The 24135-nt window shown below is 65.4% G+C and carries 19 protein-coding genes; 11 read left to right on the top strand and 8 right to left on the bottom strand.

Annotation, left to right across the window (positions count from 1 at the left end):
- Window positions 1–201: 201 nt before the first annotated feature.
- Window positions 202–885 carry a carbonic anhydrase gene (locus BBA01S_RS42410; protein ID WP_084162491.1) on the top strand — a complete coding sequence of 228 codons (684 nt, stop codon included), beginning with the start codon at window positions 202–204 and terminating at the stop codon, window positions 883–885.
- A 37-nt stretch (window positions 886–922) separates the two neighbouring features.
- Window positions 923–2470 carry a SulP family inorganic anion transporter gene (locus BBA01S_RS42405; RefSeq protein WP_156966058.1) on the top strand — a complete coding sequence of 516 codons (1548 nt, stop codon included), beginning with the start codon at window positions 923–925 and terminating at the stop codon, window positions 2468–2470.
- A gap of 127 nt (window positions 2471–2597) precedes the next feature.
- Here BBA01S_RS42405 and BBA01S_RS23985 read toward each other — a convergent pair whose 3' ends face one another.
- From BBA01S_RS23985 to BBA01S_RS23965, 5 genes are all read right to left on the bottom strand, one after another.
- A complete protein-coding gene (locus BBA01S_RS23985; RefSeq protein ID WP_042297775.1) occupies window positions 2598–4271 on the bottom strand; it encodes a fatty acid--CoA ligase in 1674 nt (557 codons plus the stop codon).
- A 36-nt stretch (window positions 4272–4307) separates the two neighbouring features.
- Window positions 4308–5495, bottom strand: a complete 1188-nt coding sequence (gene bktB / locus BBA01S_RS23980) for a beta-ketothiolase BktB (RefSeq protein WP_027818683.1) — start codon at window positions 5493–5495, stop codon at window positions 4308–4310.
- 45 nt (window positions 5496–5540) lie between these two features.
- Window positions 5541–7223, bottom strand: a complete 1683-nt coding sequence (locus BBA01S_RS23975) for an electron transfer flavoprotein-ubiquinone oxidoreductase (RefSeq protein ID WP_042297774.1) — start codon at window positions 7221–7223, stop codon at window positions 5541–5543.
- A gap of 59 nt (window positions 7224–7282) precedes the next feature.
- Entirely contained in the window at window positions 7283–9073 is a 1791-nt protein-coding gene (locus BBA01S_RS23970; RefSeq protein WP_027818681.1) for an acyl-CoA dehydrogenase, read from the bottom strand.
- Between the two features lie 254 nt (window positions 9074–9327).
- The gene (locus BBA01S_RS23965; protein ID WP_027818680.1) at window positions 9328–10332 is read right to left on the bottom strand and encodes an AraC family transcriptional regulator; all 1005 of its coding nucleotides are present in this window, start codon (window positions 10330–10332) and stop codon (window positions 9328–9330) included.
- Between the two features lie 392 nt (window positions 10333–10724).
- Between BBA01S_RS23965 and BBA01S_RS23960 the strand changes: the two genes are divergently transcribed.
- The 9 genes from BBA01S_RS23960 to BBA01S_RS46990 all read left to right on the top strand — a co-directional run bounded on the left by BBA01S_RS23960 (window position 10725) and on the right by BBA01S_RS46990 (window position 21333).
- Entirely contained in the window at window positions 10725–11234 is a 510-nt protein-coding gene (locus BBA01S_RS23960) for a Csu type fimbrial protein (RefSeq protein WP_084162489.1), read from the top strand.
- A gap of 99 nt (window positions 11235–11333) precedes the next feature.
- Window positions 11334–12074 carry a fimbrial biogenesis chaperone gene (locus tag BBA01S_RS23955; RefSeq protein ID WP_052391856.1) on the top strand — a complete coding sequence of 247 codons (741 nt, stop codon included), beginning with the start codon at window positions 11334–11336 and terminating at the stop codon, window positions 12072–12074.
- Window positions 12075–12144: 70 nt separating this feature from the next.
- Entirely contained in the window at window positions 12145–14634 is a 2490-nt protein-coding gene (locus tag BBA01S_RS42400; protein WP_167336039.1) for a fimbria/pilus outer membrane usher protein, read from the top strand.
- Entirely contained in the window at window positions 14631–15614 is a 984-nt protein-coding gene (locus BBA01S_RS23945; protein WP_042297773.1) for a Csu type fimbrial protein, read from the top strand. Before BBA01S_RS42400 ends, BBA01S_RS23945 begins: the two co-directional genes overlap by 4 nt.
- Window positions 15615–15955: 341 nt before the next feature.
- On the top strand, window positions 15956–17887 hold the full coding sequence (locus BBA01S_RS23940) for a rhomboid family intramembrane serine protease (RefSeq protein ID WP_027818676.1): 1932 nt from the start codon (window positions 15956–15958) through the stop codon (window positions 17885–17887).
- A gap of 169 nt (window positions 17888–18056) precedes the next feature.
- Window positions 18057–18572, top strand: coding sequence for a DUF6622 family protein (locus BBA01S_RS45270; protein ID WP_052391854.1), 516 nt, complete (start codon window positions 18057–18059; stop codon window positions 18570–18572).
- Between the two features lie 101 nt (window positions 18573–18673).
- A complete protein-coding gene (locus BBA01S_RS42390) occupies window positions 18674–19774 on the top strand; it encodes a sensor histidine kinase (protein WP_042297772.1) in 1101 nt (366 codons plus the stop codon).
- Between the two features lie 13 nt (window positions 19775–19787).
- Window positions 19788–20597 carry a LytR/AlgR family response regulator transcription factor gene (locus BBA01S_RS23925; protein ID WP_027818675.1) on the top strand — a complete coding sequence of 270 codons (810 nt, stop codon included), beginning with the start codon at window positions 19788–19790 and terminating at the stop codon, window positions 20595–20597.
- Between the two features lie 136 nt (window positions 20598–20733).
- Complete coding sequence (locus BBA01S_RS46990) at window positions 20734–21333, top strand: hypothetical protein (protein ID WP_156966057.1); 600 nt, start codon at window positions 20734–20736, stop codon at window positions 21331–21333.
- A gap of 17 nt (window positions 21334–21350) precedes the next feature.
- On the opposite strand, the gene BBA01S_RS23915 is transcribed toward BBA01S_RS46990, so the two are convergent.
- From BBA01S_RS23915 to otnI, 3 genes are all read right to left on the bottom strand, one after another.
- Window positions 21351–22256, bottom strand: a complete 906-nt coding sequence (locus BBA01S_RS23915; RefSeq protein ID WP_027818673.1) for an SMP-30/gluconolactonase/LRE family protein — start codon at window positions 22254–22256, stop codon at window positions 21351–21353.
- Window positions 22253–23254, bottom strand: coding sequence for a D-erythronate dehydrogenase (gene denD / locus BBA01S_RS23910; protein WP_027818672.1), 1002 nt, complete (start codon window positions 23252–23254; stop codon window positions 22253–22255). The genes BBA01S_RS23915 and denD overlap by 4 nt, the downstream gene beginning before the upstream one ends.
- Window positions 23255–23334: 80 nt before the next feature.
- Window positions 23335–24123 (bottom strand): 2-oxo-tetronate isomerase, encoded by a 789-nt coding sequence (gene otnI / locus BBA01S_RS23905; RefSeq protein ID WP_027818671.1) that lies wholly within the window; start codon window positions 24121–24123, stop codon window positions 23335–23337.
- Window positions 24124–24135 lie beyond the last annotated feature (12 nt).

The raw sequence follows: 24135 nt of genomic DNA, 5'->3' as shown, positions 1-24135 counted from the left end.
CCGCCCGGCGTCCGCTAATCGCACACTCGGCTCTTCACATTCATGCAAATGCCATAAAACTCACACGCCGAATATTTTTCGATTTTTTTTCCTGGCGCGCGATTTATTTTCGGAACCATCCTATCGAAAGCTATTCGTAAACATCACTTTCGACGCGGCGATCCTGGCATGGCCAGCCGCCCCATTCAGGAGCCTGAAACGATGAACCCTCCGAAACGCTTTCTGCTCGCCAACCGCGCCTGGTCCGCCGAAGTGGCGGCCCGCGAGCCGGATTTTTTCAGCCAGCTCGCACAAGGCCAGCAACCGCGCGTGCTGTGGATCGGTTGCTCGGACAGCCGTGTGCCCGCCGAGCGCATCATCAATGCCAGGCCAGGCGAACTGTTCGTACACCGTAACATTGCCAATCTGTTCGCCGCCGACGACACGAACGCGTCCAGCGTCGTGGAATATGCCGTGCATGCGCTCGAAGTGGAGCACATCATCGTCTGCGGCCATCATCATTGCGGCGGCGTACGCGCGGCGCTTTCGCCGCCCTCGCCCGCACTGCCGCTCGTGAACCGCCGCATTGCCGGGCTGCGCGAACTGGCCGCGCGGCATCGCGGCGAACTCGACGCCATCGGCAACATGGACGACCGCGTCGACCGCCTCGCCGAACTCAACGTGATCGAGCAAGTCCAGCGCCTGGAAGCGTCGCCGATCCTGCGCGACGCCAGGCGCAAGCCGCAGGTGCATGGCTGGGTGTTCGGCCTGCGCGAAGGCCGCCTGCTGCAATTGCACGACGCGAGCGAAGCGAACCAGACAAACGAAACAAACGAAACAAACGAAACAAACGAAACAAGCGACACGCAACACGCGCACGCGGCAAAGAACGCCGTCGCCGCCTGAAAGACCCCTGCACCGATCTCCCCACCCTGGAATGTCCATGCCGAAATCTCGCCCCATCGACTTCACGACCCTGCGCAGCGACCTGTTCGCGGGCATCGTGGTCTTTCTCGTCGCCCTGCCGCTATGCCTCGGCATTGCCACGGCCTCCGGTGTCGAGCCGTTCGCCGGCCTGCTGTCGGGCATCGTCGGCGGGCTCGTGGTGGCGCTGCTCAGCGGCTCGCATCTGAGCGTGAGCGGCCCCGCAGCGGGCCTCGTCGTGATCGTGGTGTCGGCCATCGGCACGCTCGGCAGCTTTTCCGCGTTCCTGTGCGCCGTGCTGATCGCGGGCGCGCTGCAAGTGGTGTTCGGCCTGCTGCGCGCCGGGCAACTCGCAAGCTTCGTACCGGTGCCCGTCATCAAGGGCATGCTTGCATCAATCGGCCTGCTGCTGATCGTGAAGCAGGTGCCGCTGGCCGTGGGGGGCGGCGCGGCCGCGTCCGCCGCCACGCTCGCGACGCCCTTTGGCCCCGTCCTGCTGCCCGCGCTCGCGCTGGCCGCCGTGTCCGTCGCGCTGCTGTTCGCATGGGAAACGCCGCGTGCAAAGCGCTTCGCGCTGGTGCGCGCCGTACCGGGGCCGCTCGCCGTGGTGGCGCTTGGCATCGGCACGACCGTGCTGCTCGACAGGTTCGCGCCCGCGCTCGGCTTGCCGGTCGAGCAGCGCGTGGCGCTGGATTCGCTCGCCTCGTTCGACGCTCTGGCTGGCGCGCTCGCGCTGCCGGACTTCACGCAACTGGTGGACGCCGATGTCTGGCGCGTCGCCCTCACGCTCGCCATCGTCGCGAGCCTGGAAACGCTGCTGAGCCTCGAAGCCGTCGAGCAGATGGATCCGCTGCGCCGCCGCGCCTCGCCTGACCGCGAACTCAAGGCGCAAGGCGTCGGCAATATGGTCGCCGGTGCGCTGGGTGGCCTGCCGATCACCGCGGTAATCGTGCGCAGTTCCGCCAATCTCAACGCGGGCGCACGCACGCGGCTGTCGGCTTTCGTGCATGGCGTATTGCTGCTTGTGAGCGTGTTCGCGCTCACGACGGTGCTGAACCTCATCCCGCTCGCCTGCCTCGCTGCGATCCTGATCCAGACGGGCTACAAGCTCGCGAAGCCGCAACTGTTCGTCGCGATGATGCGCGAAGGCGCCGAACGCCTGGTTCCGTTCGTCGCGACCATCGTGGGCGTGCTGGCGACCGACCTGCTTATCGGCATAGGGATTGGCATTGCGGTGAGCATGCTGCTGGCGATGCGCGCAAACCTGGACGACACCTTCGCACTGGCCGAACACGACGATCATTATTTGCTGTCGTTTCGTAAGGATGCCTCATTTCTTGCAAAGCCGATGCTGATGCGCTGCCTCGCACGCATTCCGGATAATTCGACGGTGCTGATCGACGCTGAGCGCGCCGATTTCGTCGATCGCGACATACGCGAAACGCTCGATCGATTTATCGCCGATGCGCCGCGCCGCCAGATCGCCGTGGAGCGCATGCAATGGCCGCGCGTCGATGCCACCGCTAAACGACGCCTGCCCTGGGCGCGCGCCGCAAGCACGACTTAAGGCCCATCAAGCAAGCATCGCAGACGAAAAAAAGCGCGCCCGAGGCGCGCCCAATGATCGCTGCTTGCTTCCCGCGCCGCCGTTCCGCATAACGACGGAACGGCGGCGCAAAGATCTTGCGACGGCGTCAATCGAAGTTCTCACGCAGCCACTTCTTGTTCAGCTTGCCCACGCTGGTCTTCTCGATTGCATCGACGAACTTGACGACTTCCGGCACCGCAAACTTCGAGATCTTGCCGGTTTCGACAAATTGCATCACGTGCGTACGGATATCCTCGGCGCTCACGGGCGCATCGCGCTCGGCGCGCAGCACAACCACGGCCGCGGGACGTTCGCCCCACTTCTCGCTCTTGATGCCGATAACCGCCACCTCCGCCACGGCCGGATGCTGCGAAATCAGGCTTTCGATATCGAGCGAAGACACCCACTCGCCGCCCGACTTGATCACGTCCTTGATGCGATCCGTAATCTGCAGATAGCCGTCCGTGCCGATGCGCGCCACGTCCTGCGTATGCAGATAGCCGCCTTCCCAAAGCACTTTCGAAGCCTCGGGATTGTGCAGGTAGCCCTGCGTGAGCCACGGCGCACGCACGACCACCTCGCCGCTCGCGACGCCGTCATGCGGCACGTCACGCATTTCGGCGTCGACGATCCGCAGATCGACGAGCGGAATCGGCAGCCCCGTGCGGCAACGCAGGCTGACTTCTTCATCGAGCGTGCGCGGCTCGCGCGACGGCATCAACTGGGCGAGCGTCAGCACCGGGCAGGTCTCGGACATGCCATAGCCGGTGAAAATGTCGATACCGCGTTCCAGCGCCGCACGCGCAAGCCCATGCGGCAGCGCGCCGCCGCCAATCACGACCTTCCACTTGCTGAAATCGGCGGTCTTGGCCTGCGGGCAGCTCAGCATCATGTGCAGGATCGTGCCCACGCAATGCGAGTAGGTGACGCCTTCCTCGCGAATCAACTCGACGATGCGGTCCGGCACGTAACGGCCCGGATAAACCTGCTTCAGGCCCATCAGCGTAGCGATATACGGCATGCCCCACGCGTGCACATGGAACATCGGCGTGAGCGGCATATAGACGTCGCCGCGATGCACGCGCTGGCCTTTCTCGGGACTCGTGAGCGCCGCCATGACCGTGATCGTGTGCAGCACGAGCTGGCGATGCGAGAAGTACACGCCCTTCGGCAAGCCGGTCGTGCCCGTCGTATAGAACGTCGTGGCGCGCGTGTTCTCGTCGAAGTCGGGGAAGTCGAATTGCGTATCGCTGGATGCGAGCAAACGCTCGTATTCGTCGGCGAATTCGATGCCCGGCGGCGGCGTCACGTTGCCTTCGTCGTCGATCAGGATGAAGGTGTGCACACGCGGCAGTTTCTCGCGAATCGCCTCCAGCACCGGCAGGAAGTCGGTATGCACGAGCACGACTTCCGCCCGCGCGTGATCGACCGTATACGCGATTTCAGCCTGCGAAAGACGGATGTTCACGGTTTGCAGCACCGCGCCCATCATCGGGATGGCGAAATAACATTCCAGGTAGCGATGGCTGTCCCAGTCCATCACCGCAACCGTGGTGCCGTGCTTCACGCCCAGCCGCTGCAAGCCATTCGCGAGCCGCGCGATGCGCTCCTGCAACTGCGCATAGCTGATGCGAACCTGGCCGCGATAGACAATCTCCTGCTCGCGCGCATGCGCCATCGGCGTATGCAGGAGGCGCTTGATCAGGAGCGGATAGGCATACGCCGACTCCGCGTCCTCGTTCACCTCGTCCGCGTTTGCTCGATTCGCCTCGTGGTACATGTATTTCTCCAGTCTCATGCCGCGCGCTAAAAGGACTTAGCGCAGGTTCTCGAAAATCGCTGCAATACCCTGGCCGCCGCCGATGCACATGGTCACCAGCGCATAACGGCCGCCCACGCGTTGCAGTTCGTGCAGCGCCTTCACGGTGATGAGCGTGCCGGTCGCGCCGATCGGATGGCCCAGCGAAATACCCGAGCCGTTCGGATTGACCCTGGCCGGGTCGAGGCCCAGTTCCTGCGTCACGGCGCAAGCCTGCGCCGCGAACGCTTCATTCGACTCGATCACGTCGAGGTCTTCGATTCGCAGGCCCGCGCGTTGCAGCGCGAGACGCGTGGCCGGCACGGGGCCGATGCCCATATGCAGCGGATCGACGCCCGCGTGTGCGTAGGCGACCAGGCGCGCCATCGGCGCGAGACCGCGTTGCTCGGCGGCTTCGCGCGACATCAGCAGCACGGCGGCGGCGGCGTCGTTGATACCCGAGGCATTGCCCGCCGTGACCGTGCCGTTTTCCTTCGCGAACACCGGCTTGAGCTTCGAAAAGTCTTCGATCGTCGCGTCGGTGCGCAGATGCTCGTCAGTGTCGAAGACGACTTCGCGGCCCTTCACCGTGCGCGTGACCGGCACGATCTGGCTCGCGAAACGGCCTTCCGCGATGGCCTGCGCGGCGCGGCGATGCGATTCGAGCGCCAGCGCGTCCTGGCGTTCGCGCGAAATGTCGAACTTGCGCGCGACGTTTTCCGCCGTCACGCCCATCGGCACCGTATGGAACGGATCGTTGAGCGCGCCGAGCATCATGTCCACGAGGCGCACGTCGCCCATGCGCGCACCGAAACGCGCATCGGGCGTGATATACGGCGCGCGGCTCATGTTCTCCGCGCCCGCGCCGATGGCAACATCAACGTCGCCGAGCATGATGGTCTGCGCCGCCGACACGATCGCCTGCAGGCCCGAGCCGCACAGACGGTTGACGTTGAATGCGGGCGTCGATTCCGGAATGCCCGCATTGATGGCCGAAACACGCGACAGGTACAGGTCTTTCGGTTCCGTGGCGATCACGTTGCCGAACACCACATGGCCCACGTCCTCGGGCTTGACCTCGCTGCGTGCGAGCACTTCGCGCAGCACGAGCGCGCCGAGTTCCGTGGGCGACACATCCTTCAGGCTGCCGCCGAACTTGCCGATTGCAGTGCGTACACCGCCGACGACTACGACTTCCTTGCTCATTTTGCACTCCTCATTCGATGGGCCGCGCACACGCGCGGCAAGGCATTACATGTTCGGATAATTGGGGCCGCCGCCGCCTTCGGGCGTGACCCAGACGATATTCTGCGTGGGATCCTTGATATCGCAGGTCTTGCAGTGCACGCAGTTCTGCGCGTTGATCTGCAACCTGTCCGCATCCGAATCGTCTTTCACGAATTCATAGACGCCCGCTGGGCAGAAGCGCGCTTCCGGGCCCGCGTACGTCGTCAGGTTAATGCCGACCGGCACGTTCGCATCCTTGAGCGTCAAATGCGCGGGCTGATTCTCTTCGTGGTTCGTGTTCGAGATGAACACCGAAGACAGCCGGTCAAATGTGAGCTTGCCGTCAGGTTTCGGATAGACGATGGGCTTGCACTGCGACGCGGGCTTGAGCATCTCGTGGTCGCGATGCTGGTGATGCAGCGTCCAGGGCACCTTGCCGCCCAGCACTTTCTGCTCAAGACCGACCATCATCGTGCCCAGGTACAGGCCCTTGCTCATCCACTGCTTGAAATTGCGGGCCTTATAGAGTTCTTCGTGCAGCCACGACTGCTTGAAGCCCTCCGGATACGCCGTCAGTTCGTCGCCCTGACGGCCCGCCTGCACGGCTTCGAATGCGGCTTCGGCCGCCAGCATGCCGGTCTTGATCGCCGCGTGGCTGCCCTTGATACGCGATACGTTGAGGAAGCCCGCATCGTCGCCGACCAGCGCGCCGCCCGGGAACACAAGCTTGGGCAGCGACATCAGGCCGCCTGCCGTGATCGCACGCGCGCCATACGAGACGCGCTTGCCGCCTTCCAGATATTGGCGAATCGCAGGATGCGTCTTGTAGCGCTGGAATTCCTCGAACGGCGAGAGATACGGATTCGTATAAGCCAGGCCGACGACAAAACCCACCATCACCTGGTTGTTCTCGGTGTGATAGAGATACGAGCCGCCGTAGGTATCGTTTTCCAGCGGCCAGCCAGCGGTATGCACGACGAGACCCGGCTTGTGCTTCGCGGGATCGATCTCCCAGAGTTCCTTGATGCCGATGCCGTACACCTGCGGGTCGGCGTCCTTGCCGAGATGCAGTTTCTCGTTGAGCTGACGGCCCAGGTGCCCGCGCGCGCCTTCGCAGAAGAGCGTGTACTTGGCGTGCAGTTCCATGCCGAGCTGGAAGTTTTCAGTGGGCTCGCCATCCTTGCCGATGCCCATGTTGCCGGTCGCGACGCCCTTCACCGAGCCATCGTCGTTGTAAAGCACTTCGGCGGCCGGGAAGCCGGGGAAAATCTCGACGCCCAGTGCCTCGGCCTGCTGGCCCAGCCAGCGCGTGACGTTCGCGAGGCTGATGACGTAATTGCCGTGGTTCTTGAAGTTGTCGGGCAGCGCCCAGTTCGGTACGGACTTCGCGCCGGTTTCGGAGAGAAACAGAAACTTGTCTTCCGTGACCGGCACGTTCAGCGGCGCACCTTGTTCCTTCCAGTCGGGAAAGAGTTCGGTGATCGCGCGCGGATCCATGACCGCGCCCGAGAGAATATGCGCGCCAATTTCCGAGCCTTTTTCCAGCACGCACACGCCAATTTCGGCGCCTTTTTCAGCGGCCAGCTGCTTGAGGCGAATGGCCGCCGACAGACCCGCCGGGCCGCCGCCGACGATCACCACGTCGTATTCCATCGACTCGCGCGGGCCGTATTGCGCGATCAAATCGTTTGCGTTATTTGCATTCATGCTGTGTCTCCCCCATCGACCGAAGCGCGGCCCGTATCGGGCCGCTGCTGCGGCCAGAATCAGAACTGGTCTTCGGCGAGCGCGAGCACACCTTCATCGCCACGCGCGGCCAGCACCGCCGTCGCGAAGCCGCCTGCCTGGGACAGCACATGCTCGGCGTAGAACTGCGCCATGGCGATCTTTGCCCCGTAAAACGCAGGGTCTTCAGCAAGATTGCGTTGCGCCGCGAGCAGCGCGCGCGCCATCTGCCAGCCGCACAGCACGATGCCCGCCAGCTTCAGGTACGGCACGCTGCCGCCGAACACCGCATTGGGATCGCGCTTGACGTTTTCCAGCACGAAATCGATCACGCGCGAGAGCGCCTGCACGCCCTGCTCAAGTTGCGTGCGCATCGATGCCGCCGCCGCGCCGCCCGCCTGTCCGAGCGCTTCAATGGTCTGCGCCACCTCGTCGAGCAGCGCCTTCGCCACCGCGCCGCCGTCGCGCGCCGTCTTGCGGCCGATCAGGTCGTTCGCCTGGATCGCCGTGGTGCCTTCGTAGATCGCCAGAATGCGCGCATCGCGATAGTGCTGGGCCGCGCCGGTTTCCTCGATGAAGCCCATGCCGCCGTGCACCTGCACACCCAGGCTCGTGACGTCGTTGGCCATTTCCGTGCTCCAGCCCTTCACGATCGGCACGAGGAATTCGTAGATGGCCTGATGGCGGGCGCGCACTGCTTCGTCGGCGTGGTGATGGGCCTTGTCGGCATGACCGGCCGCCACATAGGCCAGCGCGCGGGCGCCTTCAGTCATCGAACGCATCGCTGCAAGCATGCGGCGCACGTCCGGGTGATGCACGATCGTCACCGACTGCTTTGCCGATCCATCGACGGGGCGGCTCTGCACGCGCTCCTTCGCATAGGCCACGGCCTGCTGGTAGGCACGCTCGGCGATCGCCACACCCTGCGTGCCCACACCAAAGCGCGCGGCGTTCATCATGATGAACATGTATTCGAGGCCGCGATTTTCCTCGCCGATCAGATAGCCGGTCGCGCCGCCGTGGTCGCCGAATTGCAGCACCGCCGTCGGGCTCGCCTTGATGCCGAGCTTGTGTTCGATCGACACGCAATGCACGTCGTTGCGCGCGCCCAGCGAGCCGTCTTCGTTGACCAGGAACTTCGGCACGATGAAGAGCGAAATGCCCTTCACGCCTTCGGGTGCATTCGGCACGCGCGCCAGCACGAGATGGACGATGTTCTCGGCCATGTCGTGTTCGCCCCACGTAATGAAGATCTTGGTGCCGAACACCTTGTACGAACCGTCGGCCTGCGGCTCGGCGCGCGTGCGCACCAGCGCGAGGTCGGAACCGGCCTGCGGCTCGGTCAGGTTCATCGTGCCCGTCCATTCGCCCGAAATGAGCCTGGGCACGTAACGCTGCTTCTGTTCTTCGGTGCCGGCGGTGAGCAGCGCTTCGATCGCGCCGTCGGTGAGCAGCGGGCACAGCGCGAACGACAGGTTCGCCGCGTTGAGCATTTCGTTGCAAGGCGTGCCGATCAGCTTGGGCAGGCCCTGGCCGCCGTATTCAGTCGGGTGTTGCAAACCTTGCCAGCCGCCTTCGGCGAATTGGGCGAACGCTTCCTTGAAGCCCGGCGTCGCCGTGACTTCGCCGTCGCGCCAGCTGCTGGGCGCGCGATCGCCTTCGACATTCAGCGGGGCGAGCACTTCGCCGCTGAGCTTCGCGGCTTCTTCCAGCACCGCCTGGGCGGTCTCGAAGCCGGCGTCTTCGTAGCCGGGCAGCGCGGCGACATCGTCGATGCCAGCCAGCTCTTTCAGTACGAACAGCATGTCCTTGACGGGGGCGTTAAAGCTCATGGCGAACCTTTCAATCACACGGTGGATCAGGGGAGCCCTTGAGCGGTGCGACTGCGCTGTCACGCATAAGCCGATGCCGCAAGGGCAATGTCTGGCCAATCGTAGCGGCAAAGAGGCTGCGCCGGACTGTCCAAACCGGCCCATCTAGTGACAAATCTGGCCACGCCCTGCCTGCTGAGCGCCTGAATAAAAGCCAGACCAGGGTTGATCCTGGTGCCCCACGCACCCGTTCCACCCGATTGCGGGGTTGCGCGTCAATCGCGCCCGCGATAGGTGCCGGGCGTGCTGCCCGTCCAGTGCCGGAAGGCGCGATGAAAGGCGCTGGGATCGTCGAAGCCGATATCGGCGCCAATGGCCGCGATGGTGTCCTGGGTGTCGGTCAGGCGCTGGATCGCGACGTCGCGGCGCAGGTCGTCCTTGAGCATCTGGAACGAGGTGTCTTCGGATGCCAGACGGCGGCACAAGGTGCGCACCGAACAATGCAGATGATCCGACGCCGCCTCGATGGTCGGCAGGTCGGGCAGCGTGCTGGCCAGGTACTGGCGCACCTGATGGCTCACCAGTTGCTCGCTGAACGATTCGAAGATCCAGTCGCCGGGCGAGCGCTCCAGGAATTGGCGCAGGTTGCGCTTGCTTTGCCGGATCGGCATGTCCAGATAGGCCGCGCTAAAGCGAAACAGCGCCGTCTCGCAGCCAAAGCGCACCGGGCCGGAAAAGAAGTAGCGATGATCGTGCGCGTGCGCGGGCCGCTCGCAAGCCAGCTCGACTTGAAGAAACGGAATTTTCTGGCCGATCAACCACGACGACACGCCATGCGCGAGCTTGAGCATCAGTTCCTGGCCCAGCGGGCTCAGCGCCCCAAACGCGGGATGCGGGCGCAGCTCCACTTGCGCCACCAGCGCGCTGCGCCGCGATTCGAGCCGGAAGTCGTCCAGCACGATATGGAAGAACTGGCCGAAGCGATGCAGCGCCGTCTCCAGGTTGCGCGCGTCGAGCAGGCTCAGGCAGAGAAACTTGAGCGTACCGCTGCGAAACGGGCGGCTGAAGACGCCCGGCATTTCGTCGTCGAGTTCGATGGCCAGCATGCGATAGAGCGTGGAGAACTGCTCCTCGGTCACGCGCGCGCCGGGTTCGTTCAGCAATTCTTCGGGGATGCCGGCCTGCTCCAGATAACGTTCGACTACTTCGGGCCTGGCGCGAGCCGCCGCGAGAAAACCGAGAACAAGCGAGATGGGAACGGTGGAGCCGGGAAGTTGCATGCCAGAAAAAGCCGGGCGTCAACCCCGGCGGTTCGGTTCAGGTGAGCGCGTGGGCGCGACACCGCATGATACGCCGACGCGGGTTATTTACCGAGCGCTGATCGGGGCTTGCGACCTGGCTTGCGACCTGGCTTGTCACAAGGTTTGACATGGCCGCGCGACGTTCCTGCACTACGATTAAACACGTCAGCCGCTCAAACCGACGCACGATGGCACTGAGCAAGCAGCGTCGGCCGCGGCTCGCGGCATGCAGTCAGCACGAGAAGTCATATCGTAGCCCGCACTCCATTTATTTAATTCGGATTACATATCATCTGGCACAGGAGTGCCCGATCATGTCACATGCGTCTATCGGCCCCGCTCGAATTCCGCCCCGTTCGGGATCGCCCTGCATGAACGCACTCGCGCTGAAAACGGCAGCGCTCGACGTCGTCATCGCAGGGCTGGCTGCGGCCTGCGTCCCGCACGCCCATGCCGGCACCGCGACCGCCCCGTTCCAGGTCACGTTGACGATCCAGGCAGCCTGCACGATCAGCGCCAATGCTCTCAACTTCGGCACCAATGGCGTGCTCGCCAGCAACATCGATCAATCGACCACGCTCACGGTCACCTGCTCGACCGGCTCGCCGTACACCGTCTCGCTCGACGCGGGCACGACCACCGGCTCCACCATCCCGAACCGCCTGCTCACGAACAGCGGCGCGACCGTGACCGTGAGCTTCAACCTGTACCAGGATGCGGCACGCACCCAGATCTGGGGGCAAACGGTCGGCACCAACACAGTGGCCGGCACGGGCACCGGCGCGGCCCAGACACTCACCGTCTTTGGCCGCGTTCCGCCGCAAAACACGCCCGCGCCAAACACCTACCAGACCACGGTGACCGCCACCGTCGCATTCTGAAAACACGCAGTACGGCGCTTCCATGAGCGTCGCGAAGTACGCATCAACAACAGGCATCAACCTGTGATCGAATCTGGCACGAAGAACCGGAGGTGAGAGATGGGTACGCTGCCTGGCTCGTCGCTGTTGCGCGCTTATTTATCAGGAATGCTGATTGTTTACCTGGGATCGGCATCTGCGGCATCGCTTGAGATTTCACCGATCAGCATCGAACTCGAAGCCAGCCAGAACGGCCAGGTCATCACGCTGCGCAACACGGGAACGCAGGCGCTGAATGCGCAGGTGCGCGTCTACGCCTGGAACCAGGCGGCGGGCGACGAGCAACTCACCCCGACGCAGGATCTCCTCGCCAGCCCACCCATCGCGCCCGTCCCACCGGGTGGTGCGCAGATCGTCCGGCTGATGCGCGCGAGCCAGGCACCATCGCCGCGCGAAATGACTTACCGGCTATTCATTGACGAACTGCCCACCGGCAACGCCCCGGGCGCCTCCAGCGTGCAGTTCAGGTTCCGCTACTCGGTGCCGGTCTTCCTCTATCCCACGGGCCAGCGCGGCGCACCCGACACCCACTGGTCGGTCGAAGCCCGCGACGGCAAATGGTTGCTCCGCGTGAGCAATAGCGGCGCGCTTCACGCGCGCATCAGCGACGTTACGTTGACGGGGGCAGGCGTGCGTGTGCCGGTTCACACCGGTCTGCTTGGCTATGCCCTGGCGGGCCGCGAGCGCACGTGGCCCCTGGCCTTGCCGCCATCCAGCTGGCGCGGTGGGGACGCCAGGCTCGAAGCGACCGCGAACATCAACGGCAAACTGGTCACGGCTCCCGTCGCGTTCGAGCACTGACGTGCCTGTCGATCGCAGGAGGCGCGCGGCGTCCCTTCCGCCTGGCCCGCCGAGACCCGGCCCGGCTGGCATGGCGCGGCTACGCCGGGTCACGGTCACGGCCGACCTCGTACTGAGCCTCGCAGCCCAGGCGGGCGTCGCGCCCGCACGCGCCAGCGGCCACGCGCCCGAGACGCTGGTGGCGGCGTCCACTCCGGCACCCAGTGGCGCACTACCGCCGACCTCCATGCCAACCGCTCCCGATACGCTGCCTGCACTCCCCCCGCCCTTGCCGCCGGGCGCCGACGAACCGGAAACGCTCGCGCTGGAGATCGTCGTCAATGGCACGAGCAGAAACCGGCCCGCTACTTTCGAGCTGCGCGCCAATGCGCTGTATGCGCGCCCGGAAACGCTGGTCGAGGCGGGCATTCGCACGGACAACGTCACGCCGGCGGCGGACGGCTGGATTGCGCTGGACGCCGTTCCAGAGCTGCGCTATCGCTATGAGCCGCAGAACCAGCAGGTCGCCATCGACGTCGCAACACGCCAGCAAATCGCCCAGTTGCTCGGCAACCAGGTTCCTGGCCTGCCCCCGGCCACGCCCGCTACCGGCCTCGTGTTGAACTACGATGCGAGCTACGTGCATGCCTCGGGCAACAGTACGGGCAACGAACTAGGCATCTGGAGCGATGAGCGCTTCTTTTCGCCATTCGGTGTCCTCGACAACACCGGCACCTACCTCTCCGGCAGCAACACCGGGCGCTATACCCGGCTCGACACGACCTGGAGCTACTCGAACCCGTCGAACCTCTTCACGATCAACTTGGGCGACACGATTTCCGGGGCGCTGCCGTGGACGCGCGCCGTGCACTTCGGTGGCATCCAGCTCCAGCGCGACCTCTCGCTGCAGCCCACGCTCACCACCTTCCCGCTGCCGACGATCGCGGGCAGCGCAGCCGTGCCGTCGGCGGTCGATCTGTACATCAACGGCCTGCGCCAGTACAGCGGCAACGCCGCGCCCGGGCCCTTCCAGATTGCGCAGCCGCCCGCCCTCACCGGCGCAGGCGTCGCCCAGGTCACGGTCACCGACGTGCTCGGACGCCGCGTCACCACGAGCATTGCGCTCTATATCGACACGCGCCGTCTCAGCGAGGGGCTGTACGACTATTCGGCCGAAGCGGGCTTTCTGCGCGAGGGCTATGGGATCGACTCGTTTTCCTACGACTCGTCGCCGTTCTTTAGCGGCACGCTGCGCTACGGGTTGCGCAACTGGATCACGCTGCAAAGCCATCTGGAGACGGCGCAAAGCCTGCGCAACGGCGGCGTCGGATCGATCATCGGCATCGGCGACGTTGGCTCGCTCTCGCTGGCCGTTGCGGGCAGCACGGCTAGCAGCGCAGCGGGCGCACTCTACAGTGCAGGCTACCAATACATCGGCCGACGCTTTTCGATCAACCTGCAGGGCGCGCAGGCGACGCCCGGCTATCGCGACCTCGCCGCGCTCGATGTCGGCGTCACGTTCCGCCATCAATATCAGGCCACGGGTTCCGTCTCGATCCTCGCGACGCAGACGCTCACCGCTTCATACATCGACGCCGAAGACAGCTTCGCGGGCCATTCGCGCGTCGCGACGCTCGGCTACAGCGGCCAGGTTGGCGGCGGCTGTTCGCTCTACGCGACGCTCTACCGCGACTTCGCGCAGCACGGCGTCTGGGGCGCGTCTTTCGGCATCACGATCGCGCTGGGCGGCAGTGCGTCGGCGAGCGCGACGCTGACGCGCACAGGCGACCAGACCACCGCCAACGTCAGCGCGTCGCGCCCCGCCAATTTCAGCGGCGGCTGGGGCTGGGCGGTTCAGGGCGGCGCCGGATCCGACTATCACCTGGGCTTCGCATCGGCCCACTACCGCTCGACAGTGGGCGACTTCCAGGCGAGCGCCCAACGCTTCAACGACACGAACACCGGCACGCTCGAAGCCACGGGCGCCATCGCCGTGATGGACGGCACGGTAGCGGCCTCGCGCACGCTGAGCGATGGCTTCGCGCTCGTCTCGACCGACCGGGTGCCCAACGTGCCGGTGCTCCAGGAGAACCGCGTGGTGGGCACCACCAACGCGGCGGGCTATCTGCTCGTACCCGATCTGCCTTCGTACCAGCGCAACCAGATCGCCATCGATCCGCTTGCCCTGCCGGCCGACGCGCAGATCGACACCGCGGAGCAGGACATCGCCCCGCAACGCCGCTCGGGCGCGCTGGTGCACTTCGGGCTCAAGCAGTACACCGGCGCCTCGGTCAGCTTCGTGGACGAGGCGGGACAGCCACTGCCCGTCGGCAGTGTCGCGACGGCGCAGCCAGGCGGCGCGACGTCGGTGGTCGGCTACGACGGCGTGACATTTCTGGCCCATCTCGACGCGGCCAATACCGTCACGATCCAGGGCAACGGCGCGGACTGCACCGCCAGCGTGCCATTCGATGCGGCGAGCGCGAACCGCCTGCCGCAGATCGGCCCGTTTCTGTGTGAGCGGGCAACGGCGCCCCATGACCGGCCATCCCCGACGACCAAGGAGCCCTCCGCGCCATGAACCTGCCATCCGCCCTTGCCGCCTGCCTGCGCCGGTATGCATTCGTCGCCGCGTGCGTGCTCCTGTGCATCGCGCCGCGCGCCGTGCTCGCGCAAACCTGCACCTTCACCATGAGCAACATCGCTTTCGGCAATGTGAGCACGATCACGGGCTCGCCCGTCGATGCCACCGGCACGCTCACCGCCAACTGCAGCGGCATAGCGGCCGCGAACGTCGAGTTCTGCCTGAGCATCGGCATCCCGAGCGGCGGCTTCTCGCCCCGCACGATGACCGGGCCCGGCGGCGCAACGCTCTCGTACGACATCTTTACGGACTCCGCGCATACGACCATCTGGGGCAGCGTCGCTTCGAGCAGCTTTCCGGAGCGCATTGTCGACATACCCGTCGTGGGCGGCATCGTGTCCGTATCGCTCACGGTGTACGGGCGAGTCTATGCTGGCCAGACCACCGTGCAGCCCGGCAGCTATTCGCAGGCCTTCGCCACCACCGACACGCTGTACACCTATCTGGCCTATAACGGCACGCCGCCCACTTGCACCGGTAGCTCGACACCCTCGGATCGCCTGACGTTCAACGTCTCCGCGACGGTCATCGCGGACTGCACCATCAGTGCCGCGCCGCTCGCCTTTCCCACGATGACCACGCTGAGCACGCAGGTGACGGCCAATTCGAGCCTGAGCGTGACCTGCGTCTCGGGCGCGCCCTATACGGTGGCGCTCAATGCCGGCACGACGGCCGGCGGCACGGTCGCGAGCCGGCTCATGCTGCTCAGCGGCGGCACTGCCACCGTCAATTACGAGCTCTACAAGGACGCCGCGTTCACGCAACCGTGGGGCGACGGGACGAATGGAACCGCTACGGATTCGGGCACGGGCACCGGCGCCGCGCAGACATTGACCGTCTTCGGCCGCGTGCCAGCACAGACGGTGCCGCCATCGGGCAATTACTCGGATACCGTCACAGCGACCGTGACGTTCTGATCTTCCGGGCCTGCACGAACAGGCAGACAGCGGACAGAAAACGTCATCGCGCCCAGGATCGGGCGACCTCGATTATCAGATTTGCGCGCGATTGTTATACCGGTTTATGCGGCTTTTCGATTCGCCATTCGAAACTCGATGCAATCAATAAATCCCGCGATTGAATTTCACCCGTTAATCATACTGCGTGATATTTTATCGACGCCTGTGAATGCAGGGCATTGACAAGCCGATTCGCATAAATCAGCCAAGCGATAAAACTCAACATCCATAATTTTCCGATATTGAAACTCGCACCAGAGAAAATATCGGTAAAAACAACAGTTTCACGACCAAATATAATGAAGAAAGGCGTCAACCTCCATCTTTATCTGATTCTCGCCGTCGTCAATATCGTCGTGTTTTTCCTGCTCTGGCACGGCGCGGGGCCGGACGGACTCAACAACTATCGCCTGCTCGACTGGGGCGCGAACTTCGCGCCGCTCACGCTCACCGGCGAACCGTGGCGGCTCCTGACCAGCGCGTTCCTGCACGGCAGCTGGACGCATCTGCTGCTCAATATGTACATGCTGGTCGTGCTCGGCAGCGTGCTGGAACGCGTCGTTGGCTCGGCGCGTTTCGGCGCGATCTATCTGCTCTCGGCGCTGGGCGGCAGCCTGCTCAGTGCGTTCTGGCATGGCTATCACGAGGTCAACAGTTTCCAGTACGCGCTCGGCGCCGTGATTCCCACGGGCGGCATTCGCCCCGTGGTGAGCGTGGGCGCGTCGGGCGCGCTGATGGGTCTGGCCGGCGCGGCCGGTTTCTGGGCGCTGTTCCAGCGTGCCAACGCCACGGACGAAACAGCCGTGCGCGTGAGCGGCAGCGCCATCGCACAGGTTCTCGTCATCAATCTGGTCTACGGCTTCATCACGTCGGGCATCGACCAGGCCGCGCACATCGGCGGCGTGATGACGGGCTTCGTCGCAGCGGGCCTGCTGTTTCCGTGGCGGCCGGTTTCGCCGCGCATGGGCGCGTTCGTTCTGCCGCTGCTGCTTGCCGTCGTGGGCAGCGCGGCGATGGTCGGCGCGGCATTGCACGGCCAGAGCGAAGACCTGCTCGACTGGAAAACGACAACCGCCGACGAGCGCGCCAAAGTGAAGGAAAAAGACGCCGCTCTCGCCGAATCGAAGGCCGTCGCGGACGCCATCCAGCAAGACGCGCGCAATGCGCCCAAGCCGGTTTCGGAGCAGGAAGCAGCGGGCACGGTCATCAAGCTCGGCAACTGGCCCGATCACATGACGCCGGGTGCGTCAGGCAAGTATCTGTACGTCACCGACAACGCCGACAACACGATCAGCGTTGTCGATCTCGCGCAGCACGCCGTCGCGCGCACGATCCAGGGCGGCGCGTTTCCCGCCGCCAAGGACGGCTGCCCCAGCAACTACTGCCGCGGGCGCGGCGCGACCGGCATCGCCGTGAGCCCGGACGAACGCTACGCCTACGTCGCCTCGCTGCGCGAGGACAGCCTCGCGCGCGTCGACCTGCAAAGCGGCAAAGTGCTCGACGCGGTCAAGCTCGGGCGCTTTCCGCGCGAGGTGGTGGCCTCGTCGAACTTCGATCGCCTCTACGTCTTCAACGGCGTGGACGATACGGTCTCGGTCGTGAGCGTCGCGCAATGGCCCAGGGTGCTCGCCACCATCGCGCTGTCGAAGTCGAGCGGCGTCGGTGCAAACGAGTTCGGCCGCACGCTGACGATGTGGCTTTCGGCGGACGATTCGCGGCTCTTCGCCCATTCGGCAATGAAGAATGCGCTGCTCGAATTCGATACGAAGACCTTCAGGGAAGTCCACGAATACCCGATGGATCAGGACTTCGATCATGCGCTGAAGACGCCCGACGGCGTCTGGCTGTACGGCGGCGCGCTCAAGTGGGCCGATGCTTCGACGCTCGACGTGCGCAAGAGCTACGAGATCTGCGCGACGAACGCACGCCTGCTCGGTGCGAGCAGCGATGGCCGCTTCGTCGCGGTGGCCGATCCGCACGACAGCACGATGCAGGTGGTGAAAGTGGCCACGCGACAGTACGTGGGCGCGTATCCGGTACAGAGCGGTTACGCCGATGTGATGTTCTCGAAGGACGGCGCGACGATGTACGCGCTCAGCGGCAGCACGCAGACGGACGGCGTCGGCTCGCTGGCGATCCTGAACCGCGCGAAGTCGATGGCGGTGAGCAACGACCCGGTTCAGGCGGCCTTCCTTTGCCCGGCTGCGGCGCCTGCTGACTCGGACAATTAAGCGCGCCGCCAGCATCGCGCCCCCGCTGGCGCATTGACCGTTCACACCCGCAGGCCGGCGTTTCGCGACGCCAGCCGCCCGCCCGTCGCAATCCTGTCGCGCAGCGGCGCGCACGGCTCGACCATGAGCGGCATCGCTTCGCTCACCGCGCACCAGGGAGGTCGCCGCCATGTCTGCCAGCCTGATCCAACATACGCCCCATTGGGTCTGGGGCGTGCTCGCCGCCCTCACCGTCCTCGGCGTGCGCCAGAGCGTGCCGCAGCGCCGTTCGCTGCGCAGCGCCGCTTCGCTGCCGCTCGTCATGACGGTGCTCTCGCTCTACGGCGTGGCCTCGAACTTCACGCACGAACCGCTCGCGCTCGCGGCCTGGACGCTCGGCTCGGGCGTGCTGTTTTCGGTGCTGACAACGCAAGGCGCATGGCGCGGCGTGCGCTGGTCGGCGACGCAGCGCTGCCTGATCGTGCCGGGGAGCTGGTTGCCGCTCGCGCTCTACGTGGGGCTTTTCTGCGTGAAGTTCGCGGTCGGCGCAACGCTGGCGATGCACCCGGCGCGCGTGGACGACGTCAATTTCGCCTGCCTGGCTGGACTCGCCTACGGCGCGTTCAGCGGCGTGTTTCTGTCGCGCAGCTATGCGATGTGGCGCATCGCCCGCGACGTGCTCACCGCGGACGCCGCGCTCTGGTAAGCCGATTGTCTGGCGCTACAATCCGCCACACGCGGCGTGCACACCGAAGCAACCGGCGCGCGCCGCGCCCATCCCGTTGAGCACCGAACCCGGACGCCGACATGTTTTCCTACCGCAACGCGCTCGCCTGGCTCTGGCGGGAAATCCGCATCGCGATTCCGATAGCCGCGCTCAGCACCGTGCTGTTCGGCACCCTTGCGCACGAGAGCTTCGCGTCGAATCTCAAGTACTCCTTCAGCATCACGCTGTGCATCCAGGCGCTGATCGAAAGCGGCCGTTACGGCCTCACTGCGCTCGTGCGGCGATATTCGCGCCTCGCGCCGGATACCGGCGCGCCCCAACGCGTCTGGCCAGGCTGGGGCTTGATGACGCCGTGGCTCGTGGTGTCGGTGGTGGTCGGCTACTTCGCGGGCCATGCAATCGGCGACTGGCTGACCGGCGTGCATCGCGATCCGTTCGCGTTCTTCCGCAACAGCAACGTGCTGCTGCCGACCTTCGGCCCGACCTTTGCGCTGGCGCTCGGCTGCACGTGGTTTTTCTACACGCGCGGGCGCCTCGCGACGATGCAGGCGCGCACCGAAACCGCACTGCGCACCGCCGCCGAGAACCAGTTGCGGTTGCTGGTCTCGCAACTCGAACCGCATATGCTGTTCAACACGCTGGCGAACCTGCGCGTGCTGATCGGCAGCGATCCGCCGCGCGCGCAGGCCATGCTCGACCACCTGAACGGCTTTCTGCGTGCGACGCTCGACGCCTCGCGCACGGACGCGCACGCGCTCACGGCGGAATTCGCGCGTGTGCGCGACTATCTCGAACTGATGCAGGTACGCATGGGGCCCAGGCTGCATGCGACGCTCGACCTGCCCGAGACGCTGGGCGCGCTGCCGGTGCCGCCGTTGCTGTTGCAGCCGCTGGTGGAAAACGCGCTCAAGCACGGCCTGGAGCCCAACGTCGCGGGCGGCGAGATCGAAGTCCGCGCGCGCCGCGAAGGCGCAACGCTGATCCTGAGCGTGCGCGACACCGGCGCGGGTCTGCACGCAACACCCGCCGATGGCGCACGCTTCGGCCTGCGTCAGGTGCGCGAGCGCCTGGCCGCGCTATACGGCGACGCCGCCCGGTTCACGCTGGCCGAACCGGACGACGGACGCGGCGGCGCGCTCGCCATCGTGCGGCTGCCGATCGCCGCGCCCTGTTATGCCTGACTACGACACGCTCATGCACGCCACCGCCCTGATCGCCGAAGACGAACCCCTGCTGGCCGCCCATCTGCAAGCCGAATTGCAGCGGCTATGGCCCGACCTGCGCGTGCTGGCGACCGTGGGCGACGGCGCTTCGGCGCTGCGCGAAAGCCTGGCGCACCGCCCCGATGTGGTGTTCCTCGACATCCGCATGCCGGGCATGAACGGGCTGGACGCCGCGCAGGCGCTCGCCGAAGACTGGCCTGACGATGACACCGCCAGCGCGCCGCCGCTCATCGTGTTTGTCACGGCCTACGACGAATATGCCGTGCGCGCGTTCGAGCATGCCGCGCTCGATTACGTCCTCAAGCCCGTGCAGACGGAGCGGCTCGCGCGCACCTGCGAGCGGCTTCAGGCGGCGCTCGCCAGGCGCGGTGAGACGCCGAACCAGCTGGAGCCGCTTGTCGAGCAGCTTCGCGGCCTGCTCGGCATTGCGCATGCAAGCGCGGAACCGGGCCTCGAACCGCTGCACATGCTTCAGGCGAGCGCGGGCAACACCATCACGATGGTGCCTGTCGATGACGTGCTGTACTTCGAATCCGCCGATAAATACGTGCGCGTCGTCACCGCAGAGCGCGAACACCTGATCCGCCTGTCGCTGCGCGACCTGCTGCAACGGCTCGATACGCGGGCGTTCTGGCAGATCCATCGCGGCACGGTCGTGCGCGCCCAGGCCATCGCGAGCGCCTCGCGCGACGAAGCCGGCAAGCTGACGCTGCGCCTGCACGGCCATGAAGCGCGGCTCGTGGTGAGCCGGCTCTATACGGATCGCTTCAAGGGCATGTGACCCCGCCCGGGAAACCACTGGAAATACCTGGTAAGAATTGAGCCCTTCAGAACTGCGCAATCGCGACCGTTATCCGGTTTAGGGGTCTTTATCGCGCAAGCCAGACGCGCCGCCTCATTACACAGGGAAGGAATCCATGCAGATTCAGCCGACCAGCGCGGCCACGGTCGCGACCAGCACGACTTACACCGGCACGACCGGCTCGAACCCGTCGACCCAGTCGAATGCGTCCTCGAACACGGCGTCGAACACCAGCAGCACGGATAGCAACTCCGCGAGCGCAGCGTCGGGCAGCACTTCCTCGACCTCGTCGACTTCATCGACCAGTTCGACTTCGAGCGCGAAGAAATCCGGTGGTGGTGGCGGAGGCGGAGGCGGCGGTTCGTCGTCATCGAGCGATGCAACGACGACGGCCATCGACAAGCTCAAGGCGCTGATCAAGTCGCTCGAAGCGCAGCTGGCGCAGGTGCAAAACTCGGGCGGCTCGTCGCAGGCGGCGTCTTCTGTGTCTTCGACGGCGTCGGCGTCGTCGTCCTCATCGGGAGCGGCGGGATCGTCGTCGGGATCGGCAAGCAGCGCGGACACCACCGCAAAATCGGCGGCCTCGTCGCAACAGAACGCCAAGCTTGCGCAGGCCAGCTCGATCGAATCCGCGCTGCAAACCGCCCAAGCCGAACTCGTGCAATTGATGCTGGCCAGCGGTCAAACCACCGGCCTGCTCTCGACCACGGCTTAAGCAGAAAGGGGCGCGATTCAGCGCCCCGCCCCGCGCACGCCGACGTAGACCGAATACACCGACGACGTCGCGGTGATGAAAAGCCGGTTGCGGTTCAGCCCGCCGAACGTGAGGTTCGACACCACTTCCGGCAGCAGGATCTTGCCGAGCAGTTCGCCCTGCGGCGAATAGCAGTGCACGCCGTCTTCGGCGCTTGTCCAGACGTTGCCGTGCTCGTCCACGCGAAAGCCATCGGGCACGCCGCTCGACATCTCGATGAACACGCGGCCATTGCGCAGCACGCCGTTATCGACGTCGAACACGCGAATATGGCGCGGGCCGCCCTCGACGTGCGACGCGCCTGAATCGGCGATATAGAGCCGCGATTCGTCCGGCGAAAACGCCAGGCCGTTCGGCTTGACGAAATCGTCGGCCACGCGGCGCGCCTCGCGCTCGCCGCGTGCGAGCGCATAGACGTGACAGCCGCCAATTTCGCTCTCCGCGCGAAAGCCTTCGTAGTCGCTCATGATCCCGTAGTCGGGGTCGGAGAACCAGATCGTGCCCTGCGTATCGACGATCAGGTCGTTCGGCGAATTGAAGCGCTTGCCCTGATAGTGCGACACCAGCACGGCCACGCTGCCGTCGTGCTCCGTGCGGGAAATACAACGCCGGCCGTGCTCGCAGCTCACGAGGCGGCCCTCGTTGTCGCGCGTATTGCCGTTGCTGAAATTCGCGTTGCTGCGGAACACGCCTGCGCCCATGCCGGGCGCCCAGCGCATCATGCGGTTGTTCGGAATGTCGCTCCACACGAGCATGTCCGCCGCCGGAAAATACGCCGGCCCCTCCGTCCAGAGGCAGTCGCCGGCGATCTTTTCCAGCGGCGCGTTCGCCTGAATCAGCGAGCGAAAGCGCGCGTCGTGCACTTCGTAGTCGTTGCGGTTCATGCGCGCTTCTTTTCCGCCCAGGGCAGTTCGTCTTCCACGTAGACCTTGACGATGGCGTGGAACGACGCATCGCCCGAGAAGCCCAGCTTCTTCGCGCGCGCGACGTTCCAGCTCGACGGCCAGCTGCTGACGATGCGTTCGATCACCTCATCGGGCACCCACTCCACGCGCCCGACCGCCTTCGATCCGCCGAACTTGCTCAGTTCCTCGATCATTTCATCGACGGTCGTCGACACGCCCGGCAGATTGACGATGCGCCGCGTGCCCAGCACCGCGCTGTCGAGTTCGGCGGCCGTCACGAGGCACTGCACCGCCTTGCGCGGCGACAGCAGCCAGATGCTCGTCGAGCCGCTTACGGGACACACGGCCGTCTCGCCATTGAGCGCCTCGCGCACGATGCCGCTCGCGAACGACGACGCCGCGCCGCTCGGGCGTCCCGGACGCACCGCGACGGTCGGCAGCCGCAGCACGCGCCCATCGACAAAACCGCGCCGCGAATAGTCGCCGATCAGCAGCTCGGCCATCGCCTTCTGCACGCCATACGACGACTGCGGATCGAGCGCGGTGTCGTCCTGCACTTCCTCGGGCAGGTCGCCGCCATAGACCGCCACCGAACTCGTAAACACGAGACGCGGATGATGCCCAAGCGCGCGGCACACTTCGAGCAGCGCACGCGTGCCGTCGAGGTTGATGCGCATGCCCAGATCGAACTCGGCTTCGGCCTCGGCGCTGAGGATCGCGGCCAGGTGAAAAATCACCGCGGTGTCCGCGTCGATCAGCCGCTCCAGCACCGCGCGATCCGCCACGTCGCCGGTTTCGACGCGCACGCGCGCATCGTCGGGCGCCTGCGCGGGCGTGGTGTCGAGCAGCACCAGCTCAGTGATCGGCTCAGGCGCGCCGCCGTTCTGCAATGTCTTGCGCAACGCGCCGCGCGCGAGCAGGTCGCGCGCGAGACGTTGCCCCAGGAACCCCGCACCACCGGTAATCAGCACTTTCATGTTCGATTGCTCCGTTCATGCTTGTGGGAACTGCGACGACTGTGACTGAAACTGCAGCGACCCTGCGCGCGGAAAAACCGTCAGTCGCGCGCGGGCAGATAAGGCCGGATCCAGCCGAGACCCGCCGACGCCGTCGTGCGCGGACGGTACTCGCAGCCGATCCAGCCGGTATAGCCGAGCGCGTCGATGCGCTCGAACAGCCAGGGATAGTTGAGCTCGCCACGATCCGGCTCGTGGCGCTCGGGCACGCCCGCGATCTGGATATGGCCGATGCCCGCCATGTCGCGCTCAAGCTTCACGCTCAAGTCGCCTTCGACGATCTGGCAGTGATAGCAGTCGAACTGCACCTGGAGATTGGGCGCGCCGATTTCCTTGCAGATGGCGTGCGCGTCATCCTGGCGATTGAGCAGGTAACCCGGCATGTCGCGCGGGTTGATCGGCTCGATCAGGATGGTGACGCCTTCGGCCTGTGCGGCCTGCGCGGCGAAGGCGAGGTTCTTCAGATAGGTTTCGCGCTGCGCCGCGCGCGCTTGCGGCGACGCGACGAGGCCAGCCATGACGTGCAGCTTGCGATTGCCGAGCACGCGCGCGTAGGCAAGCGCCTGCTCGATGCTGCGGCGGAACGCGTCCTCGCGGCCCGGCAAGGAGGCCATGCCGCGCTCGCCCGCGGCCCAGTCGCCCGGCGACGCATTGAACAGCACCTGCGCGAGGCCGGCGTCGTCGAGCCGCGCCTTCAGTTCCTCGGGCGTGTGCTCGTAGGGAAACAGATACTCGACTGCCTCGAAACCGTCACGCGCCGCCGCGGCGAAACGATCCAGGAATGCGTGCTCGGTGTACATCATGGACAGATTGGCGGCAAAACGAGGCATCGAAAACTCCAG

Source organism: Paraburkholderia bannensis NBRC 103871 (genome assembly GCF_000685015.1).
Taxonomy (GTDB): domain Bacteria; phylum Pseudomonadota; class Gammaproteobacteria; order Burkholderiales; family Burkholderiaceae; genus Paraburkholderia; species Paraburkholderia bannensis.
The sequence above is the reverse complement of the archived record's forward strand: the minus strand, read 5'-3'. Positions and strand labels throughout refer to the sequence as shown.

What these genes read in the sequence shown, in the direction of transcription:
- BBA01S_RS42390 (WP_042297772.1), top strand. Translation starts at nt 18,674, where the DNA reads ATGTTTTCCTACCGCAACGCGCTCGCCTGGCTCTGGCGGGAAATCCGC.
- denD (WP_027818672.1), bottom strand. Translation starts at nt 23,254, where the DNA reads ATGAAAGTGCTGATTACCGGTGGTGCGGGGTTCCTGGGGCAACGTCTC.
- BBA01S_RS23925 (WP_027818675.1), top strand. Translation starts at nt 19,788, where the DNA reads ATGCACGCCACCGCCCTGATCGCCGAAGACGAACCCCTGCTGGCCGCC.
- BBA01S_RS23965 (WP_027818680.1), bottom strand. Translation starts at nt 10,332, where the DNA reads ATGCAACTTCCCGGCTCCACCGTTCCCATCTCGCTTGTTCTCGGTTTT.
- BBA01S_RS23945 (WP_042297773.1), top strand. Translation starts at nt 14,631, where the DNA reads ATGAACCTGCCATCCGCCCTTGCCGCCTGCCTGCGCCGGTATGCATTC.
- otnI (WP_027818671.1), bottom strand. Translation starts at nt 24,123, where the DNA reads ATGCCTCGTTTTGCCGCCAATCTGTCCATGATGTACACCGAGCACGCA.
- BBA01S_RS42405 (WP_156966058.1), top strand. Translation starts at nt 923, where the DNA reads ATGCCGAAATCTCGCCCCATCGACTTCACGACCCTGCGCAGCGACCTG.
- BBA01S_RS23975 (WP_042297774.1), bottom strand. Translation starts at nt 7,223, where the DNA reads ATGAATGCAAATAACGCAAACGATTTGATCGCGCAATACGGCCCGCGC.
- BBA01S_RS23970 (WP_027818681.1), bottom strand. Translation starts at nt 9,073, where the DNA reads ATGAGCTTTAACGCCCCCGTCAAGGACATGCTGTTCGTACTGAAAGAG.
- BBA01S_RS42400 (WP_167336039.1), top strand. Translation starts at nt 12,145, where the DNA reads ATGGCGCGGCTACGCCGGGTCACGGTCACGGCCGACCTCGTACTGAGC.
- BBA01S_RS46990 (WP_156966057.1), top strand. Translation starts at nt 20,734, where the DNA reads ATGCAGATTCAGCCGACCAGCGCGGCCACGGTCGCGACCAGCACGACT.
- BBA01S_RS23915 (WP_027818673.1), bottom strand. Translation starts at nt 22,256, where the DNA reads ATGAACCGCAACGACTACGAAGTGCACGACGCGCGCTTTCGCTCGCTG.
- BBA01S_RS23985 (WP_042297775.1), bottom strand. Translation starts at nt 4,271, where the DNA reads ATGTACCACGAGGCGAATCGAGCAAACGCGGACGAGGTGAACGAGGAC.
- bktB (WP_027818683.1), bottom strand. Translation starts at nt 5,495, where the DNA reads ATGAGCAAGGAAGTCGTAGTCGTCGGCGGTGTACGCACTGCAATCGGC.
- BBA01S_RS23960 (WP_084162489.1), top strand. Translation starts at nt 10,725, where the DNA reads ATGAACGCACTCGCGCTGAAAACGGCAGCGCTCGACGTCGTCATCGCA.
- BBA01S_RS45270 (WP_052391854.1), top strand. Translation starts at nt 18,057, where the DNA reads ATGTCTGCCAGCCTGATCCAACATACGCCCCATTGGGTCTGGGGCGTG.
- BBA01S_RS42410 (WP_084162491.1), top strand. Translation starts at nt 202, where the DNA reads ATGAACCCTCCGAAACGCTTTCTGCTCGCCAACCGCGCCTGGTCCGCC.
- BBA01S_RS23940 (WP_027818676.1), top strand. Translation starts at nt 15,956, where the DNA reads ATGAAGAAAGGCGTCAACCTCCATCTTTATCTGATTCTCGCCGTCGTC.
- BBA01S_RS23955 (WP_052391856.1), top strand. Translation starts at nt 11,334, where the DNA reads ATGGGTACGCTGCCTGGCTCGTCGCTGTTGCGCGCTTATTTATCAGGA.